Genomic DNA, 14,452 nt, shown 5'->3' with positions numbered 1-14,452 from the left:
GAAACCGCTTCTTAACGTGCGATGGTATTGGTGCGCTTGATCTTGTTCTGCAGTTGCAGAATCCCGTACAGCAGCGCTTCGGCGGTCGGCGGACAGCCCGGCACGTAGACATCGACCGGCACGATGCGGTCGCAACCGCGCACCACCGAGTACGAATAATGATAGTAGCCGCCGCCGTTGGCGCACGAGCCCATCGAGATGACCCAGCGCGGTTCCGGCATCTGGTCGTAGACCTTGCGCAGGGCCGGCGCCATCTTGTTGCACAGCGTGCCGGCGACGATCATCACGTCGGACTGGCGCGGCGAGGGACGGAACACGACGCCGAAGCGGTCCATGTCGTAGCGGGCCGCGCCCGTGTGCATCATTTCGACGGCGCAGCAAGCCAGGCCGAACGTCATCGGGAACATCGACCCGGTACGCGCCCAGTTGATCAGCTTGTCTGCTGTCGTGGTGATGAAACCTTCGTTTAATACGCCTTCAATTGACATGGCTTATTCCCAATCAAGGGCACCTTTCTTCCAGATATACCAAAAACCGACCACAAACTCGGCGATGAAGACCATCATCGTCACGAAGCCGGACCAGCCCAGTTCACGCATGGAAACGCCCCATGGGAAGAAGAATGCCGTTTCCAGATCAAACAAAATAAACAGGATTGCCACCAGGTAGTAGCGGACGTCGAACTTCATGCGCGCGTCTTCGAACGCTTCGAAGCCGCACTCGTAAGGCGACAGCTTGGCGGAATCGGGCTTATGGGGAGAGAGCAGATATCCCAGTACCTGCGGGACGACACCGACACCGATGCCAACCAGGATGAACAACAGGACGGGGAAGTAATTATCGAGGTTCACTTGATGGAGCCTATCTTGAACGATCGGTTAATGAAACACTGCATGTCGCAGCGCCCTACCGCACGAACCTGGCTTGAACCTTGCCACCAGGACCGTACGACTGATCCTCGCAAAAAAGCCAGCTTAGGCATAAACATGTTCGCTTATGCAACCTTGCTGGCTTTTATATTCTTGGTGCCGACGGCGAGACTCGAACTCGCACAGGCTTTCGCCCACTACCCCCTCAAGATAGCGTGTCTACCAATTTCACCACGTCGGCATTGAGTCCGCTATTCTAACATTGTTACATCACTGTATTCAATGCAAAATTGCGCGAAAACAAGGATAAAACAGAAAAACTTTACTTCTTTTTGATACCGGCCAATATGCAGCCTTACTGCCTGCACTAATACTCTGTGCGCGGGCAGTATTCTAACAGAAAACGATTACTTTGGCAGCTGATTAGCAGGCGTCGCCGGCACAGTTGCCGGAACGGCTGGCGCGGCAGCGGCCGGCGCTGGTGCGACCGGGGTAGCGGCCACCGGTGCGGCGGTCGGGATGGCAGCCGAACCGGTCACTGGCGCTGGGGCCGGCGCGGTCACCGCGGCGCGGTCCATCAGGCCGCCGCCGGTGGTGCCGGTGTGGGTCTTGGCAAAATACGCCAGGCCCAGGGTGGCGCCGAAAAACACCGCGGCGGCCACGCCGGTCGACTTCGACATGAAGTTCGACGAGCCGGTGGCGCCGAACAGGCTGCCGGAAGCGCCGGAACCGAAAGCCGCACCCATATCGGCGCCCTTGCCATGCTGCAGCAATACCAGGCCGATGATCGCCAGAGCGGAAAGAACCTGTACAACAACTACCAGATTGAACAACGTGTTCATTGCTTATTCCATTCCAAGTTTAACAACAATAATAGTTCAATTGGCCGCATGAAGAATGGCGAGGAAATCCGCCGCCTTCAATGCCGCCCCGCCGATGAGGCCACCGTCGATATCTGGCTGGGCCATCAATTCAAGGGCGTTATCGGGCTTCATGCTGCCGCCGTACAAAATCTGCACTGTCTCGGCCGCTACTGCATTCTTCGCCATCAGTTGCGCGCGCAACTGGGCGTGGACTTCCTGGGCCATGGCCGGCGTGGCGGTCTTGCCGGTGCCGATTGCCCAGACTGGCTCGTAGGCGACGACGATTTGCGGCACGCGCTCGCCCACCAGGTCGAGCACGGCGCCGAGCTGGCCCGACACCACGGCCACGGTCTGGCCGGCCTCGCGTTCGGCCAGGGTTTCGCCGACGCACACGATCGGGGTCATGCCGGCGTCGAGCACGGCGACGGCTTTTTTCGCCACCAGCTCGCTGCTTTCGCCGTGGTAGGCGCGCCGCTCGGAGTGGCCGACGATCACGTAGGCGCAGGCGAAATCGGCCAGCATGGAAGCCGCCACGTCGCCGGTGAAAGCGCCGCCCGGCTGCGCCGAGACGTCTTGCGCACCCCAGGCGAGCGCGCTACCGGCCAGGGCATCCTGGCACTGGGCCAGATAGGGCGCCGGCGCGCACACGGCGCAAGAGGCTGTCGAGACAGTCATGCCCGCGACGATGCCGGCCAACAGGCTTGCATTCGCGGCACGGTTGCCGTTCATCTTCCAATTTCCTACGACCAGTTTGCGACGCATAGTAGCCCAGATTTAATTAACCCGCTATTTTAACCCCCGATCCGATGTCGGTCAAACAAAGGCCGGGGGCAGTTGCCAGCCGATCACAGCACTTGCAACATGATCTTCCCGATATGGGTAGAACTCTCCATCAGGGCGTGCGCCTGGGCGGCCTGTTCGAGCGGAAAAGTCTGGAAAATCACGGGGCGGATCTTGCCTTGCTCGATCAGCGGCCAGACGTTTTCGCGCAGTTTGGCGGCGATGGCGCCCTTGAAGGCGACCGGACGCGGACGCAGGGTCGAGCCGGAGAGGGTCAGGCGGCGGCGCAGTACCTGGCCGAGGTCGAGATTCGCCTTGGCGCCGCCCAGCAGCGCGATCAGGGCGATGCGGCCATCGTCGGCCAGGCAATCGATTTCGCGCGGAATATAGTCGCCGCCGACCATGTCGAGGATGACGTCGACGCCCTTGTTGTCGGTCAGCGACTTGACGACCGCCACGAAATCCTCGGTCTTGTAGTCGATGCCGCGTTCGGCGCCGAGCGACTCGGTGGCGCGGCACTTGTCGGCGCTGCCGGCGGTGGCGAACACGCGGTGGCCGAGCGCGGCGGCGAGCTGGATGGCGCTCACGCCGATGCCGGAGGTGCCGCCCTGCACCAGCAGGGTCTCGCCGCCGGACAGGCGGGCGCGGTCGAACACATTGCTCCAGACCGTGAAGAAGTTTTCGGGCAGGGACGCCGCTTCGAGCGGGGACAGACCCTTCGGCACCGGCAGGCATTGCTGCAGCGGCGCGGCGCAGTAGTCGGCGTAGCCGCCGCCCTGGACCAGGGCGCACACCATGTCGCCTTTGGCAAAGGTGCTGCCGGCCAGGTCGCCGTCGACGATTTCGCCGGCCACTTCGAGGCCGGGCAGGTCGGAGGCGCCCGGCGGGACTGGATAGTGACCGAGGCGTTGCAGCACGTCGGGACGGTTGATGCCGGCCGCGTGTACGCGGATCAGCACTTCGCCTGCTTTCAGTTCAGGAACGGGACGCTCGCACAGTTGCAATACATCGGGAGGACCGGGCTGTTTGATGTCGATGGCACGCATGGAATGGGGCTCGCTTGGGGCAAAAGGCGATTGTACGGGATGTGGGGGATGCGTGTTTTTGCAGGGTGCCGCCATACACGATGCCTACGATTACGCCGTTAGAGCGGACAGCGTCATCAATTCGTTTTTCAGCAAGGCCGGCAGCTCAGAAAAAAGCTTGAAATCATCTTCTTCGTTTAACGCGGAAAACCCTGCCAGCGGTTTTGCGGAAACAGTGCAACGGAGTCGCATATTCAAGGGCGCATCCGGATTCACGCATTTCACCTTCACCGCAAGATTGCTGCCCACATCCTGAAGAAGCTTGCCCAGATCCTTGACGTAGTATTTCGGGCAAAACCCGGCTAAAAAGATCGGATTGTCCGTTCTTAAGGTCAAAGCGTTCGGATCATACGGATTCTGGCTATCGTGCATTAAAAAGAGGCTGGCGCCCTCCTTCAGCTCCGCGATCAGCGAAATAGTTTCCGCCGGAAGAAACGAGAGACTTCTCGCAAAAAAATCCAAGCGATACTCACCGTCCCCGCTCATTTCCGGAGAGCGAAACAGCTCGATAGAATCGGTACCGCGAATGCCTCCGGTCAAGGCAAGCATGGACATGGGATCATTGCTTCCGTCCGCAAGTCCAAGCCACCGGAGATAATCCGGGAATTCAGGCCGCGACCTGCTGATCAGCCGATTCGAAAACATGGGAAACAACGTGTCGGATTCGTACGCCACATCCAGGCGCTCCAGGCCGCTAAAGGGAAAGAAATCGCTTGCCCGGTAAGCACCTTGGGTATAGTTGAACCGATACATCCCCGACGCCGTTTGCTCGAGGCGCGCGACGGGAATCCATTCTCCCGACTCTGGCTGTTTCCATGCAACGTATAACTGTGTCATTATTTTTTGAGTCCGAGTAGCCGATGTCGATTCAAAATGAGCAGCTCGGCAGTGAACTCTCTGGCCACCGGCGTCATGTGCCCTTCTGGCATCTGTTCAATAAGTTCTCTAATATTTTTTCCCGATATGTCTTCCAATGCTCTCGTCCAAACACCGCAAGCATTCGGTTGAGATTCCCACATCAGTTCAACCAGCTCAAATGTGAGATACGACCTGGTTCTTACGCCGCTCGCAACATTGGGGTACAGCGCCGACCTGGCCCTTCCGAGAAAAGCTTCCAGCGATGCTCCTTTGTCCTTCGTTGTCAGCATCGTGGTTCTGCGAGCATCCGTTTCCGTTCGCGCCAGACTTGAACCATGATCGTAGGACGGCGCTAAATATAGTCCGCCTTTCGTGCGGACGACACCCCAATTCTCATCATGCCGGTCTTGATTGCAAATCCAGGCATCAAAAAGCAGATAGCCGACAAAGACATCAGTCGCCTTTTTTATGCCGTCTACGGGAACGTAGGTTCGAGGGGGATGGAGTTGATCTTCGCGGTTTTTCAGATAGGCGAATACGCGTGATACGGTATGGCTTCGCTGTTTGTAAAATCGCAGTCTTTCCTCGTCATGCACCGCTGTCGTACGGCCGCCGACCAACTCGTTCCCGTGGATCAGTTCAGCAGAACTTGGGACAAATGAGGGTGACAGTACGCCGAAGCGATCGCGCCACCGTGCAAGTTCATACGACGCATGCGGAATCCCCATCAGTTGGGCAAGTTCCGAGGCAAGTTTTTCCGCCCAGTTCTCCCCCGTTCCCGGGCGTCCTTCCTTAAAAAGCGTGCGGCCTCTCAACGGATCATTGTACCAAAACTTGAACTTGGTTCCCATTTGCTCCGGGAATTCAGCGGCATCAGGTGGAACCTCATAAATCGTGAACATGTCGGTGATGAATCCATGGAGACGACTACTGAACGTCGGAGGATAACGCGGGCGCTGCAATGGTCAGCAGCCCTATCGCATTATTTTGCCATTAGAGCAGAAACCACACGAAAGTGACATGTTTCGCACCAACATCGGGCGATGCAGCAACGACCGGCTGCGGGATTAGCAGCGCCTACCCCGCCCCGCCCCCACTGCGCGACTGCGTCGGCAACGGCGTACCCGGCTTCCAGGCGCGCGACAAGGCCTGCGCCTCGTCGATCTGCTCCTGCGTCATGCGCCTGGCGATCGCCGCGCGCTGCTCGGTGGCGTTGGCGTTGCCGCTGGCTGACGCCAGGTTCCACAACATATATGCCAGTACCTTATCCTGCGGCATCCCGGCCGCGTGATAGCGGTACATCAAGCCCAGCGCATGCTGCGCCTCGGCATGACCGTGCTCGGCGGCCTTGCGGAACCACCCGATCGCCGCCTTGTGATCGAGCGGCACGGCGTTGCCCGTGTAATACATCGCCCCCACCACATACTGCGCGTCGGCCTTGCCCTGCTCGGCCGCCTTGCGGTGCCACAGCATGGCCTGCTTGTAGTCGCGCGCCACCCCGCGTCCCATGTAATACATGAGCCCGAGCAAGTGCTGCGCATCCACATGCCCGACCCTGGCCAGCGGCGCGACTTCTTTCAGCGCACGCGCATAGTCGCGCGCATTGTAGGCGTTGGCGCCTTCGGCAAACCCCGCGACCGCACTGCCGTGCAGGCCGGCCGCGATCAGGATCGCCAAGCAGAATTTTTTCATGGTGCGCGTCATGCGGCGCGCGTGCATGACGCTCATTTCCACGTGACCTTGCCAAGGCCTTCGACGCTGACGTTGCGGCTGGCCGGCTTGCCGTACACCGTCACCGACCCCATGCCGTTCAGGCGCAGCTTGGCGCTCTGGCGCGCCATCACCGTGGCGTTGCCCAGCCCGTTCAGGTCGACATTCACGCTGTCAACCTGGAAGTGCTGCGCATCGAGTCCGCCCAGCCCGCCCAGGCTGGCCCTGAGCCACTTGGCGCGTCCGCCCAGCTTGACATAGCCTGCCCCGCGCAGTTCCAGTTCCACGCCCTCGCTGGCCACACCCTGCAAGTCCAGGCTGCCGACCCCGCCCAGGCTGGCGCTGACGAGGCGATAGGTGCAGTTGACCTTCATCGAGCCGGCCCCTTCCAGCGACAGGTCGAGTTGGTCGCCGGCAAAGCCGCTGACCTCGGTCGAGCCAAAGCTGTCGGACGACACCTCGCGCAGGGTCGGCAGGGTCAGTTCGGCCCGCGCACGCGCGCCGCGCACGGCGCCGCCGATGCTGATGGTGTCGCCGTGCTGCTCGGTGGTGACGCTGCCCAGGGCGCGCCGTGCGCCGCTGATGACCAGGCTGGGCACGGCGCCCTGGCGCAGGTGCAGGTCGATCGCGCCGTCGAGCCGGACGCGCTGGGCGCTGGCGTCGATCGTCCGCGTTTCGGTCATGCTGTCGTCGGCGGCGCCGGCCGTGGCGAGCGGGGCCAGGGCCAGCGCCGCCGCCAGCGCGCCGGCTTTGAAAAATTCAATCATGGTGCGTCTTTCGTGTTTTCTTATCGTGGCTTGCCTGGCGCCTCGCCAGCAGCAAGTCGGACTTATTGCGGCAGGCGGGCTTTTTCGGCGGCGCTCAGGCGGCGCGCGCTGACCACCACCACCGGAATGGCGGGCTCTACATTAGCGCTGGCGGCCAGCGGCGCGCTGCGCTGGGCTGGCGCCGGCGCACCAGCCGTGGCGAAGGTGCTGGCGCCGATCACGGCGACGACGGCAAGAAAAATGGCTTCCATGTGTTTGGCGATGTTCATGATGCGCTCCTCGTGTTCGGTTTAGTGACGTGGCGGTATGGTGTGACTTTAACCATAGCGCGCGCATCGCTCCAGCCGATTGCGATGAACTGCATTTTTCGCCACCTGGTCCAGCAAAAATGCGCGATGAGGCGTCACGCGCAGGTTTGCCAGTTGACGATCCCGCGATCGCGGCCGATACTCGTGCATCATGCCCGCGCCCGCTTCCACCACCGCCCCCGCCCCCTCGCCCGATGCGATTGTCGTCGGCAGCGGGCCGGGCGGCGCGAGCGTGGCGCGCGAACTGGCCGCACGCGGCCTGCGCGTACTGATCCTGGAACAGGGCAGCGCCGCCCCATTGAAAGGCACCCTGGCCCAGATGGCGCGCATCGCCGCCGTTCCCGGCAAGGGCGCCTTTATCCATCGCGACGCCTCGCTGCTGGTGCAGGGCATTAACGCCGGCGGCAGCTCCAGCATCAATTTCGCCACCGCCGCCGATCCGCCCCTGGCCCGCTTCGCCGCCCTCGGCATCGACCTGGGGCCGGCCTTGCACGCGCTGCGCGCCGAACTGCCGATCGGCCCGCTTCCTGATTCCCTGATCGGCCCGGCGGCGAGCCGCATCATGCAAGGCGCCCTGGCCTTGGGCATGGACTGGCGCAAGCTCGACAAGATGATCCGCCCGCAACTGTGCCGTTCCGCTTGCTGGCGTTGCGTCTACGGCTGCCCGTTCGGGGCCAAGTGGAGCGCGCGCGATTTCATCGACCAGGCCTGCGCCCACGGCGCCACCCTGCTTGACCAGGCCCGCGCCACGCGGGTGCTGGTGCAGGACGGCAAGGCGGCCGGGGTCGAATACATGCGTGGAGGCAAGCTGGAACAGGCGCTGGCGCCGCTGGTGATCCTGGCCGGCGGCGGCGTCGGCAGCCCGCGCCTGCTGCACGCCAGCGGCTTGCGCGCCCGGTTCAGCAGCCTGTTCAGCGATCCGGTGGTGGCGGTGATGGGCACGGTGGGCGGACTCGACGGTGGCGCCGAAGTGCCGATGGCGGCCGGCATGCGCCTGGACCAAGCCGGCATCTCGCTGGCCGACATGACCCTGCCCAAGCCGATGTACCAGGCCTTCACGGCGCAGGCGGGCCGCTTCGACCGCCTGTTCGCGCACCGGCGCACGCTCTCGATCATGGTCAAGATCGCCGATCAGGCCGGCGGCGCGGTCGGGCCGCGCTGGGTCGACAAGACCTTGCACCAGCGCGATCGCGACAAGCTGGCCCAGGGCGAAGCGATGGCGCGCGCCATCCTGGCCGGTTGCGGCGCCACGCACGTCTTCAAAAGCCACCATTTCGCCGCGCATCCGGGCGGCAGCGTGCGCATCGGAGACGGCGTCGACGCCACCCTGCAAGCCGGCGCGGCAGGCGTGCATGTGTGCGACGCCTCGGTCATTCCGGGGCCGTGGGGCTTGCCGCCAACCTTGACCTTGCTGTGCCTGGGCAAATGGCTGGGCCAGCGCCTGGCGCGCTGACGCCTTGTTACAGCAAGTCAGCTGGCCAGCGCGCCGTTCAGCGCCGCATGCACCAGATCGTCGATTTCACCCGTGATCAGGGTCATCGAGCTGGCCACCACCGAAAATTCCTTGCCGGCCTGGCCGGCGCGCGCGGCGACGATCTGGGCGTTGAAGGCGACCATGCGGGCCTGCTTGGCGATGGTCTTGATGTCGCCCATCATCACCTGCAACTGGCGTTTTTGCAGCTGGGCGTGGCGCTTCGATTGTTCTTCATACACCAGGGTCAGCCCGTTGAGCACGCTCAGCAGGGCGGTGGCGCTGCGCACCAGCTCTTCTAGCCGCGCGGGCGCGCCGCAGCCTTCGCCGACGATGGCGTCGAGCGTCGCTTCGGCCAGCGCGATGAAGTCGCGGATCACGCGGTCGCCCTGCAGCACGCCAAAATAGGCGTCGCGCAAGGGGGCGCAGAACACGCCCGGCAAGCCGCCCTTGCCTTCGACCAGGGTCAGGTGCGCTTCGCGAAACTGCGCCAAGGTCTCGCGCGCGGTGCCCGCCGCGCCGTCGTGGCCCATCGAGGCCAGTACGGCATACAACACCACGCGCTGCGAGGTGAAGCGGCGCCGGCCTGACAGGTTGATCAGTGCGCCAAAGACATCGCCGGACAGCTTGATCCCGGCAAATCGATCGTCGCGCGGGCGGACCAAGGTGCTCGCATCTTCCAACATGGTGTTCTCCTTCTCAGCGCCGGCGGCGACTTCGCCAGCCGGACAGAGGCAGTAGATGCAGGTTCCGTGCCAGCGCCCACGGGGAATTTTGCTATCGGCTTCACCAAGTTAGCGCAATGCGGCACAAGGCGGGCACCAAAGCGGTCCGCCGCATCCCAACATGATGCGCGCCTGCCGTATTGACCTCGCTCAACTGAACAATAACTTATGATTTACTTAAAGCATGACTTCCATAATTTCTCGTCTTCTTGTAGGAATAGGACTACATACACAAATGATATAGACACAAATGGTGCTCTGCAACAGAGGTCAAGCGAGCTCTTCACTATGAAGATCGACTTGCAATAGTATTTTTGTATCAACTAAGCGTTCTCTGTAGAAAATTGCAACTAGATGTAAAGAAACGAGCTCATCCTTACCACGGTCACAAGCCAATGTTAGATTGGCCTCTCGCGTACACATACGTGATCCAAGCCACAATCCGGCCTTAACAAAAGGCAAATTTAATAGGTGCAATATGATGAACAAATCTAAAGTTTTCCTGTCGGCCATCGCGCTGGCATCCGCCGCGCTGGTATCGAGCCAGGCATCCGCTGTCGAAATCATCAACAACTCGACCCTGGAACTGGTAGACAACTTCGCTGAAGCCGACGGCTTCTTCAAAAGCGGTCACAAAGGCGACACCTTCGTCGACAACTACAGCTTCACCCTGTCCCAGGCCGGCGAATTCGCCGCCGGCATTTTCTCGGTGACCGGCAGCGCTAAAACCGGCCTGGACATCACCGCGTTCAACCTGATCGACAGTGCCGGCTCCCTGTTCGGCGGCACCCTGCTGTCGACCGGCGCGACCGACCAATGGTCGCTGTCGAGCTCGAGCCTGAACGCCGGCACCTACACCCTGCAAGTCAAGGGCAGCATCGTGGGGAACACCGTGGGCCGCTACTCGACCAACATCGCTCTGGCGCCAGTACCTGAGCCAGAAACCTACGCCATGATGCTCGCCGGCCTCGGCCTGCTGGGTTTCACCGCTCGCCGCCGCAACAAAAAGGCAGCAGCCGCCGCACTGGCAGCGTAAGCTTTACGCGCCCCGCATAAAGACCCTCGCGTCCCCCCTGGCGCGCGGGTTTTTTCGCATGCATATGCGTGCTTGAAAACCAACGTACGTTAAGATACTTCGCCATGCAGCGGCTCCAGCCCCTGCGGCCAAGGTCCGTTTACCAGGTTTTTATCGTGAGGTCTTTCATGCGCATGCGCCAACTCCCCGTTCTCATCGCCGGACTTTCCCTGTCGCTGTCCGCATTCGCGGCCGCTGGCGACAGCTGGAACATTCCTGTCAACGTCAAGAAGCTCGATAACGGCCTGACCGTGATCGTCTCGCCCGACCATACCTCGCCCACCGTCGGCGTGAGCGTGGTGTACCACGTGGGCATGCGGCTCGAACCGAAAAACCGCACCGGCTTCGCCCACCTGTTCGAACACCTGATGTTCCAGGGCACGCCAAACGCGCCGAAGGGCGTGTTCGACAAGACCATCACCGGCGGCGGCGGGCGCAACAACGGCTCGACCCGGCCCGACTTCACCAACTATATAGAGACGGCGCCGGTATCGTCGATCGAGTCGATCCTGTGGCTCGAAGCGGACCGCATGAAGACGCTCGACTTCAACGAGAAGAGCCTGAAGAACCAGCAGGACGTGGTCAAGGAAGAAATCCGCGTCAACGTCAAGAACCAGCCGTACGGCGGTTTCATGTGGATCGACATCAACCAGCAGGCCTTCCAGAAGTGGGAAAACAAGCACGACGGCTACGGCAGCTTCGCCGACCTGGAAGGCGCCAGCCTGGACGACGTGCGCAATTTCCACCGCGATTACTACGGCCCCAACAACGCGGTACTGGCCATTTCCGGCGACGTAACCCCGGCCCAGGGCTTCGCGCTGGCCAAAAAATACTTCGCCGCCATCCCGAAACGCCCGACCCCGCCCGCCACCGACTTTACCGAGCCGCTGAACACGGCCGAAAAGCGCATCGAGCAAAGCGACGCGCTGGCCCAGGTGCCGGCCATTGCCGCCGCCTGGAAGATGCCGGCGCGCGGCAGCCGCGATCTCGCGCCGATGGCCGTGCTGGGCGAGCTGCTGGCCGGCGGCGACGCCTCGGTGCTGTACCAGGGCCTGGTCAAGGGGCGCGAAGTGGCGCTCAACGTGGAAAACCTGTACGGGCTGACCAGCCCGTGGGAATTCGACGGCCCGACCCTGTTTACCGTGTTCGCCCTGTACAAGCCGGCCAGCAACGCCGACACCGTGCTCAAGGGCATCGATGAAGAAATCGCCAAAGTGGCCGCCGGCGGGGTCGATCCGGCCACACTCAAGCGCGTCAAGACGCGCATGCTGGCCAACTGGTACAACACCCTGGAAAGCTTCATGGACCGCGCCGACACCCTGGCCAAGCTGCACACCCTGTGGGGCGACGCCAACGTGGCCAACCAGATTCCGGGCTGGATCGATGGCGTGAGCTCGGAAGACATCGAGCGCGTCGCGACAAGCTACCTGAGCCGCGCCAACCGCACCGTGATCGACCGCAAGCCGGTCGCCAGGACCGCCGCTGTGGCCACCCCTGCCGCCCCAACGCCCGTGAAGAACTAAGGAGAGCCGCCATGAAAAAACTGATGCTGGCAATGAGTATTTCCCTGCTGTTCGGTACGGCCGCGCACGCCGCCGCCGCTGCACCGGCCCCGGTCGCCACCAAGCTGCCGCCGTACGGCAAGGACAAGCCGATCCCGGCCCCCAAGATCATCAAGCAAACCCTGGCCAACGGCCTGCAGGTATGGGTCGTGCCGCGCCAGGGCTTGCCGCGCGTGGACTACGTGCTGGCCGTGCGCGGCGCCGGCCTGGCCGCCGACGAGCGCAAGCTGCCCGGCTTCGCCACCCTGATGGCGGGCCTGCTCAATGAAGGCAGCACCCGGCGCGACTCGCGCGCCATCGCCGAAGCGGCCCAGGGCCTGGGCGGCGAAGTCGGCGCCGGCGCCAGCCACGACGGCGTGGTGGTCTCGGCCAACGCCCTGACCTCGAACGCCGGCCCGATGCTGCAACTGCTGGCCGAAGTGGCGCGCATGCCGGCCTTCCCCCCGCAAGAAGTCGAACTGGGCAAGGGCAATGCGCTGGAGGGCTTGAAAGTATCCGAAACCAATCCCGGTTTTCGCGCCGAACGCGCGCTGAACAAGGCGGTCTTCGGCGAGCACCCGTACGGCAACACCAGCCCGAGCGTGGAATCGATCAACGCGGTCACGCCGGAATTGCTGCGCGCCGAGCACGGCAAGCGCTTCCGTCCCGACCGCAGCCTGCTGGTGATTACCGGCCGCATCGACGAGGCCGAAGCCATCAAGCTGGCCACCGCCGCCTTCGGGGACTGGAAAGCCGACGGCCCGGCCCTGCCCGAGACTGCGGGCGCCACCCTGGCCGCCAAGCCGGTGCGCATCCTGCTGCAACGCGACGGCAGCGTACAGTCGACCATGCGCCTGGGCAGCCCGGGCATGGCCGCCAGCGCCATCGACTACGTGCCGCTGCGCCTGACCAGCACCATCCTCGGCGGCGGTTTCAGCAGCCGCGTGAACCTCAACCTGCGCGAGGAAAAGGGCTACACCTACGGCGCCTCGGCCGGGGCGCGCATCTTCCGCAACGGCGGCAGCATCGTCGGCGGCGCCGATGTGCGCAACGAAGTGACCGGCGACGCGCTCAAGGAATATCTGCACGAGTACACCCGCATCGGCGCCGAGCTGGTGCCGGAAGCGGAAATGAGCATGAACAAGCGCTACGTGGCCGGCGGCTACCTGATCAGCAACCAGATGCAGGCCGCCGTGGCGCGCACCCTGGCCAACAACTGGCTGGTCGGCCTGCCGCCGGAATTCCTCGGCCAGTACGTGCCGCTGATCCAGAAAGTCACGCCCGAACAGGTGCGCGAGATGGGCAAGAAATACTTTGCTCCGGAACTGCAATCGGTGGTGGTGGTGGGCGACAATGCCGCCGTGGCCGAGCAGTTGAAAAAATACGGCGAATTCACCGTCCAGCAAAAGTAAGCCGGCGCAGGCGCAGGGTGCGCCAGCCACATCGATCGGCCCGGGGCCGCCGCTGCGCAAGCACCGGCGGCTTTTTTGCCTGCATTACATCAAGCGTCGATGCGCCTGCAGCTCACTTCCACCATGGCTTGGGGGTAAGCCGGGTCGAGCGGAATCGAACGCATCGCGCTGGGGCCGATCTCAAGAATGGTCGACTTGAAGGTCGACTTCTTGCGCTGTTCGGCGTCAAGCACCTGTTGGCCCGCTGCCGTGCTGATGCGTGGGTCCGAGGCCGAGATGAACGTCGACGTGTGATAGGCCGATATCAGGGTGTTTCCTTCGAGCCGCCAGGCTCCCGCGCCCGAGGCCATGAATGTCAGGGTGGGCCGGTCGCTGGACGTGATCACCGAGGTGCTCAGGGACGTAAACGTCAGATCGGCCGCGCGCTTGATCACGCTGACCAGCGTGATCACCGCCGACGGCGCTTTCATCGCCGTCGGCCCGCACTCCCACGTTCCGGTAAGCGAGGTTTCCGAGAGCGCGACGGGAGCGGCTGCGACCGGGAAAACAGCGGCGAGAAGGACGACAAAAATGGCTGATTGTGAACGCACGTGGTTTCCTGTTGGTGTACGAAGCGGTTTTTCTGCGGCATCAGGGAAGTCTGTCCAGCCCGGCGCCGCGCGGTGTCCTGCCCTGCAATGTTGCATTCTAGTCTATTCAAGCGATCGGGGGCGACCTCGTCGCGCAGCGCCGGGCCGGCGGTTGACGCACGCAATAGTTGCAATTGCTTATCTGCGTAAGAGATAATGTAGGGCAACTACGTGTGGGTTCTGTTACCGCCCTGGAACACCACGCCCGCCGGCCCCCAAGCGCCGGCGCTTTCCCCCTGTGTCAGACTACTTGTCGGGTGTGTTTTTGAACAAAGTATGTCGTGATCTTGAGCGTTGTAGTGGGGTTTTTAGGGTTCGTTCTTGTGCTGTACTTTTGACATCGTTTCCGGGAGCGGGGG

16 protein-coding genes and 1 tRNA gene are annotated in these 14,452 nt (G+C 62.7%); 4 read left to right on the top strand and 13 right to left on the bottom strand.

Going from position 1 to position 14,452, the window contains the following annotated elements; translation table 11 throughout:
- Positions 1–11: 11 nt before the first annotated feature.
- From F1735_RS22790 to F1735_RS22740, 11 genes are all read right to left on the bottom strand, one after another.
- The gene (locus F1735_RS22790; RefSeq protein WP_054263649.1) at positions 12–488 is read right to left on the bottom strand and encodes a NuoB/complex I 20 kDa subunit family protein; all 477 of its coding nucleotides are present in this window, start codon (positions 486–488) and stop codon (positions 12–14) included.
- 3 nt (positions 489–491) lie between these two features.
- Positions 492–851, bottom strand: coding sequence for an NADH-quinone oxidoreductase subunit A (locus F1735_RS22785; RefSeq protein ID WP_099876556.1), 360 nt, complete (start codon positions 849–851; stop codon positions 492–494).
- A 172-nt stretch (positions 852–1,023) separates the two neighbouring features.
- Positions 1,024–1,110 (bottom strand) — tRNA-Leu (locus F1735_RS22780).
- 166 nt (positions 1,111–1,276) lie between these two features.
- Positions 1,277–1,711 carry a preprotein translocase subunit SecG gene (gene secG / locus F1735_RS22775; RefSeq protein WP_167239056.1) on the bottom strand — a complete coding sequence of 145 codons (435 nt, stop codon included), beginning with the start codon at positions 1,709–1,711 and terminating at the stop codon, positions 1,277–1,279.
- Between the two features lie 36 nt (positions 1,712–1,747).
- Positions 1,748–2,494 carry a triose-phosphate isomerase gene (gene tpiA / locus F1735_RS22770; protein WP_167239055.1) on the bottom strand — a complete coding sequence of 249 codons (747 nt, stop codon included), beginning with the start codon at positions 2,492–2,494 and terminating at the stop codon, positions 1,748–1,750.
- Between the two features lie 83 nt (positions 2,495–2,577).
- Entirely contained in the window at positions 2,578–3,558 is a 981-nt protein-coding gene (locus F1735_RS22765; protein ID WP_167239054.1) for an NAD(P)H-quinone oxidoreductase, read from the bottom strand.
- A gap of 90 nt (positions 3,559–3,648) precedes the next feature.
- Positions 3,649–4,434 (bottom strand): HIRAN domain-containing protein, encoded by a 786-nt coding sequence (locus tag F1735_RS22760; protein ID WP_167239053.1) that lies wholly within the window; start codon positions 4,432–4,434, stop codon positions 3,649–3,651.
- Complete coding sequence (locus F1735_RS22755) at positions 4,434–5,357, bottom strand: hypothetical protein (RefSeq protein WP_167239052.1); 924 nt, start codon at positions 5,355–5,357, stop codon at positions 4,434–4,436. The genes F1735_RS22760 and F1735_RS22755 overlap by 1 nt, the downstream gene beginning before the upstream one ends.
- Positions 5,358–5,532: 175 nt before the next feature.
- The gene (locus F1735_RS22750; protein WP_308627940.1) at positions 5,533–6,183 is read right to left on the bottom strand and encodes a tetratricopeptide repeat protein; all 651 of its coding nucleotides are present in this window, start codon (positions 6,181–6,183) and stop codon (positions 5,533–5,535) included.
- Positions 6,180–6,932, bottom strand: coding sequence for a GIN domain-containing protein (locus F1735_RS22745; RefSeq protein ID WP_167239051.1), 753 nt, complete (start codon positions 6,930–6,932; stop codon positions 6,180–6,182). Before F1735_RS22745 ends, F1735_RS22750 begins: the two co-directional genes overlap by 4 nt.
- Before the next feature lie 62 nt (positions 6,933–6,994).
- Positions 6,995–7,201, bottom strand: a complete 207-nt coding sequence (locus tag F1735_RS22740) for a hypothetical protein (protein ID WP_167239050.1) — start codon at positions 7,199–7,201, stop codon at positions 6,995–6,997.
- 190 nt (positions 7,202–7,391) lie between these two features.
- On the opposite strand from F1735_RS22740, the gene F1735_RS22735 reads away from it, so the two are divergent.
- Positions 7,392–8,693 (top strand): GMC family oxidoreductase N-terminal domain-containing protein, encoded by a 1,302-nt coding sequence (locus F1735_RS22735; protein ID WP_167239049.1) that lies wholly within the window; start codon positions 7,392–7,394, stop codon positions 8,691–8,693.
- 17 nt (positions 8,694–8,710) lie between these two features.
- Here F1735_RS22735 and F1735_RS22730 read toward each other — a convergent pair whose 3' ends face one another.
- A complete protein-coding gene (locus tag F1735_RS22730) occupies positions 8,711–9,397 on the bottom strand; it encodes a methyl-accepting chemotaxis protein (protein WP_167239048.1) in 687 nt (228 codons plus the stop codon).
- A gap of 520 nt (positions 9,398–9,917) precedes the next feature.
- Here F1735_RS22730 and F1735_RS22725 point away from each other — a divergent pair.
- From F1735_RS22725 to F1735_RS22715, 3 genes are all read left to right on the top strand, one after another.
- Positions 9,918–10,472, top strand: coding sequence for an FxDxF family PEP-CTERM protein (locus tag F1735_RS22725; RefSeq protein WP_167239047.1), 555 nt, complete (start codon positions 9,918–9,920; stop codon positions 10,470–10,472).
- A 167-nt stretch (positions 10,473–10,639) separates the two neighbouring features.
- Complete coding sequence (locus tag F1735_RS22720) at positions 10,640–12,034, top strand: M16 family metallopeptidase (RefSeq protein WP_167239046.1); 1,395 nt, start codon at positions 10,640–10,642, stop codon at positions 12,032–12,034.
- Positions 12,035–12,045: 11 nt separating this feature from the next.
- A complete protein-coding gene (locus tag F1735_RS22715) occupies positions 12,046–13,464 on the top strand; it encodes a M16 family metallopeptidase (protein WP_167239045.1) in 1,419 nt (472 codons plus the stop codon).
- Between the two features lie 89 nt (positions 13,465–13,553).
- Here the strand turns inward: F1735_RS22715 and F1735_RS22710 are convergent, their stop codons facing one another.
- Positions 13,554–14,054, bottom strand: coding sequence for a hypothetical protein (locus tag F1735_RS22710; protein WP_167239044.1), 501 nt, complete (start codon positions 14,052–14,054; stop codon positions 13,554–13,556).
- Positions 14,055–14,452: the final 398 nt, after the last annotated feature.

The sequence above is a fragment of the Massilia genomosp. 1 genome (genome assembly GCF_011682185.1).
Taxonomy (GTDB): Bacteria; Pseudomonadota; Gammaproteobacteria; order Burkholderiales; family Burkholderiaceae_D; genus Telluria_A; species Telluria_A rubra.
Note: the sequence above shows the minus strand (reverse complement) of the source record. Positions and strands in the feature narration are given on the sequence as shown.